At 63.8% G+C, this 4772-nt stretch carries 3 protein-coding genes and 1 pseudogene; 3 read left to right on the forward strand and 1 reads right to left on the reverse strand.

Features of this window, described 5'->3' with window-relative positions; genetic code table 11:
• The first annotated feature begins 21 nt into the window (after positions 1-21).
• From JO059_RS16425 to JO059_RS16435, 3 genes are all read left to right on the forward strand, one after another.
• Positions 22-894, forward strand: coding sequence for a glycosyltransferase family A protein (locus JO059_RS16425; RefSeq protein ID WP_293320534.1), 873 nt, complete (start codon positions 22-24; stop codon positions 892-894).
• 145 nt (positions 895-1039) lie between these two features.
• Positions 1040-2584 (forward strand): hypothetical protein, encoded by a 1545-nt coding sequence (locus JO059_RS16430; protein WP_293320536.1) that lies wholly within the window; start codon positions 1040-1042, stop codon positions 2582-2584.
• A gap of 104 nt (positions 2585-2688) precedes the next feature.
• Complete coding sequence (locus JO059_RS16435) at positions 2689-4359, forward strand: PE-PPE domain-containing protein (protein ID WP_293320538.1); 1671 nt, start codon at positions 2689-2691, stop codon at positions 4357-4359.
• 50 nt (positions 4360-4409) lie between these two features.
• On the opposite strand, the pseudogene JO059_RS16440 reads toward JO059_RS16435, so the two are convergent.
• Positions 4410-4772: pseudogene (locus JO059_RS16440) on the reverse strand (glycosyltransferase family 2 protein); the annotation flags it as partial.

Genomic DNA, 4772 nt, shown 5'->3' on the forward strand with positions numbered 1-4772 from the left:
CGAGCAACAACAAGCCGGACTGTGACGCCACGCGTATCGGTTGTCGTCCCGGCATATAACAGCGCCGCCTTCATCGACGCCACCATGCGCTCGATACTTGGTCAGACTTTCACCGACTTCGAGTTGGTGGTTTCCGATCACAGCTCGACGGACGGCACCTGGGAAGCGCTGCAACAGTTTGCCGCCGACCGTCGAGTTCGCTTGAGCCGGTTAGCATCTGGTGGGGGAGCGGCGGCGAACTGGAATGCGGTCACCGATCTTGCGACAGGCGAGTTCATCAAGTTGGTGTGCGGCGACGATCTTCTCTCCCGGGACTGCCTGGCCCAACAGGTGACGGCAATGGAAGCGCACGCGAAGGCTGTCATGGTCGCCAGCCCGAGGGACATCATCGACGCCGCGGGCACCACGGTGCTGCGCAACCGCGGGCTGGCCGGGTTGCGCGGTGAAGTCCACGGTCCCGAGGCGATCCGGCGCACTGTGCTAGCCGGCACAAACATCTTCGGCGAGCCCGCGGCGGTGCTGTTCCGGCGCGCGGCACTGGTCGAGGCGGGCGGCTGGGACGGTCGGTTCCCGTATTTGATCGACCTGGCGACGTACTGCGCGGTGCTACTGCGCGGAAGCCTTGTCGCTGTGCCCCTTACGCTTGCCTCATTCCGGGTCAGCCAATCGCAATGGAGTGTGCAGTTAGTGAGAGCACAAGCCGAGCAGTCCATCGGTTTCAGCCGCGAGTTCGCCGCGGCGAATCCGGGGCTGCTACGGCCACGCCACCTACTCGTCGGCAACCTGCGGGCCCGCGCAAACGCGTACGGCCGACGCGCCGCATACCGCTGGTTGGGCAGGCGCATGCGGACCGACGCCACTCCTCGCGCTCGACAACCTCAGATCCGACGATGAGCGCGGAAAACGTTGCCGCCGTTGGCATCTCGATCCCTAAGAGGAGTGTTCCAACCAATCATCCACTGGTAATACGGCTTTCGGTTCTGCGTCCGCGATTCCCGCGCTGCAACCGGTCGCCGTCCTAGGAATCGGGGAGATGCGCGTGCAGCGACCTGGCGAGCGGTCCCGAGGGGCGGCCGCGCGGGTCCGAGACCGAATCTCCAGCGTCGCCAACCAGTCCGAGCGCGCACTGCTGATAAATGCGGTGTTGTTTATTTCAGCCGTTTCCGCGGTGGTCGCCTACGTGCTTGCCCAGTACTACTCGGTCGACGTCCTTTCTTCTTTGGTTTCCAATCCCGAAGACTGCATTCTGAATTGGGTTCCGCACATTGGCAGGCACTGCTTCAGTGACTACAACCTTCCGGTCAGCTGGGGAATGCGGCCCAACCCGTGGGCGCCTTATCCGCTGTTCATGCCACCGGACTTTCGGCCGAACGGCAGTAACTACCCGGCGGCCGCGATGGTGCCGCAATTGGCCTTCGCCCTTTTGGCCAAATGGCTGAGCGCTCCGCAACTGGGCTTGTTGGGTTACCTGCTCGCGCTCACGATAGCGGTGCTCACGCCGGCCTGGTGGGCAGCTCGGGGCGCACGCGGTACTGAGCGGATGGTGATTTTCGTAATCCTCGGCATGGTGGCCATTCCGGCATGGATGGTTCTCGATCGGGCCAACTCGGTGGCGTTCCTGGCACCCGTCGGGCTGTTTTTCCTGGTCGGACTGTGCCGACGTCGCTGGGGCGTCGTTGCGATCACCGTGGTGCTGGCGACGCTGATAAAACCACAGTTCATCGTGCTGGCCGTCGTGTTGTTCGCGGCCCGCCAATGGCGGATGGGCGGCGTCGCCATCGCAGGCGCGGTGACGTCCAGTCTGGCGGCATACCTGCTGTGGCCCCGCGACTTTCCGGCGACGATCACCCAATCGCTCCACAACACACTCAATTACGGCTCGCCGGGCCAGGCCGTCGGGTTCCGCAACGTGTCCTTCGGCAGGGCGCTCATGCTGATTCCCGATGGGATCAAGGCCGCCCAAACGGGCGGCAAGATACCCGACGGCTTCCTCGCCGGTCCGCGATCCGTGGCGGGGTATGCCGTGCTGGTCGCCATCGTCGTCGCCGTCCTTGTTCTGGGGCCGCGCATCCCACCTGTGCTGACGGGAATCATGCTGCTGGCCGGCGCCCCACTCTTCCCCTCGCTGGTCTTCCACTATTACCTGGTATTCGTCCTGCCGGTCGCTGCGCTGGTTCTCAGAGACCCCGATGGTCCGCCTGGCGCAGGGATTTTCGATCAGCTCGCGACCCGCGGGGGCCGCCGTCGCGCGGTCGGTATCTGCGTGAGCCTCGCCGTTGCCCTCAGCATCGCCCAGATCGCCCTGCCGGGACCGCCATTTCCCGAACCGGTCTACGGCCAGGTCGTCGGACAGCCCGGAGTCGTCGGAGTGGTCGGCACTCGGCCACTGGTAACCACCACGTTGTTTTTGGTGCCAATCTCCTGGCTGATTGCGTGTGTGGTAATCATCGTCTCCTACGCGCGGAGATCGGCGACCGCGGACCGCACTGAACCCGGGCAGACGCGGGAATGCCCGCCGGATAATGCTGTCGCCGCCTCTTCATGCGCGTCGGAGCAGGAGTCCTCGCGCGCGGGCGATGGGTGACCTGATGCAAACCTTTCCCAAACGCACAATGGCGGGCGGGCATCCTCGATAGACTCTCGTCATCATCGCGTGTTGCCGGGGGTGGCCTGGCAGGCGCTGTCTTGATGCGGGGGATTGCTTTGTCGTTTCTGGTCGTAAGTCCGGACGCGGTCGCGGCAGCGGCGCCGCATCTAGAGAGTATCGGCGCGACGATCAGCGACGCCAACGCCGCGGCGGCTGCCTCGACGACACAATTGTTGCCCGCCGCCGAGGATGAGATCTCTGCCGTCATTGCCGGGCTTTTCGGCAACTACGCCCAGGACTTTCACGCCCTCGCGGCGCAGGCGGCAGGGTTTCACAACAGGTTTGTCCAAGCCGTAAGCGCCAGCGCCAGATCGTATGTGGCCGCGGAGAGCACCGGCGCGGCCGCTCTGTCTCAGGCCGGCGCCGGCGCGCCCGTCGCCGCTCAACAGGTGGTGGTAGATGCGGCTGGAGGGATTCCAGAAAATGCCTATCCCTTTGGTGGCGTCAAGCAGCTGACCTTCACAGGGTCCGTCAACGAGGGCCTGCAGATCTTGGATGACGCGATCCACCAGCAACTCGGCCAAGGCAACACCGTCAACGTTTACGGCTACTCCCAGGGCGCGGTCGTCGCGTCCCTGGAAATGGCGAAGCTCCAAGCGGCGGGCGTGCCGGGCGGCCCGAACTCGCCGGTCACCTTTACCATCGTCGGCGACCCGATGAACCCCAACGGCGGATTTTACGAGCGTTTCGTGGGTCTGCAGCTGCCGAGTCTGGGAATGAACTTCTACGGCGCGACACCGGCCACTCCTTACCCGGCCAACATTTACACGATCGAATATGACGGCTACGCCGACTTCCCGCGCTACCCACTCAACTTCCTGGCCGACATGAACGCCCTGGCGAGCGAGAACCACTTTTACTACCACGTTCTCTCGCAACAGCAGTTGAATACGCTTGCCATTCAGTTGCCGACATCGGGCCCCACGACGACCAACTACTACATGATTCCCGCCAACAACCTGCCACTGCTGGGGCCAATCCGTAGTATCCCGTTCCTCGGAAATCCACTAGCCGACCTGCTGCAACCGGACATGACCTATCTGGTGAACATGGGCTATGGTGACCCGCGCTATGGCTGGTCGACGGGTCCGGCCAATGTGCCCACGCCGGCCGGGCTTTTCCCGCCCGTGAGTTCCTTCGAAATGTTGCCCGGCCTGTTGGCGAGCGGCGCCCAACAGGGTTTCCACGATTTCGTCGGCGATCTCATGGGTACCGGACCAAACCCCATAACGCTGCCGACAGTCAGTTCCCTGACCTCGCTGCTGCAGAATCCGACGTCGCTGCTATCGACGCTGTATCCGTCGGCGGCGGCGACGAGCGCGGCGACCCCCTCCATCTCGTCGATCGGGTCGCTGTTGACCGGGCTGCCAAAGCTCTTGTCTGACCCCGCGGCTATCGAAGCCGCACTGCTTCACATCCCCACCGCGCTCTCCCAAGTGGTGGCTTACCCCTACACCGTTCTTCTTCCGACGGCGGATATCCTCAACGCCGCATTGATCAGCATTCCGAACTACGACATCACCCTGTTCCTCGATGGGATCTCCCAGGCGGTCAACGGTCAGCCCGTTGCGGGACTCATGAGTGCGTTCGGCCAGCCGATCGCCTCCGATGTGGCGCTGTATCTCTACCTGACGAGCGTGGAATCGGCGGCCATCACGAATCCGACGGAGGCCGCTGGGCCGACCAGTGGATTCGCCGGAATAAATGGCTAGTGGCGACCGCAAGTGCGGCGTAGCCGCACGCTGCGGGTCGCCACCAATGGCTAGTGGTCGGTCAGGAAGCGGTATAACCCGTGCTTGCGTATGAGGTAGCGCGTCGCGCTGTTCTCCCACTTGCTCCGATTCTTTCCGCGGACGTCGATGTGGTGGTGAACCACCCTGATGCTGGGATCGAACTGGCGCTTGATTCCCTTCCGTTCCAGGCGGATTGACAGGTCCTGAATCTCCTGCGCCCGAAGGGCAGGATCGAACCCGCCGACCGACCTGAATACGGCGGAGTGGACGAGCATGTTGCCTTCGTGCACCCAGTACGTGGGTGCCGGTGCCGGAGGCTCCAGCGTGTTGGGCCAATCCTTGACGGCGGGCGCGACCGCTCTCCGAAGAGCCCCGGCTAGCCGCGGCTTATC

Origin of the sequence: Mycobacterium sp., assembly GCF_019247615.1 — a bacterium.
In the GTDB taxonomy this organism is placed as follows: Bacteria; Actinomycetota; Actinomycetes; order Mycobacteriales; family Mycobacteriaceae; genus Mycobacterium.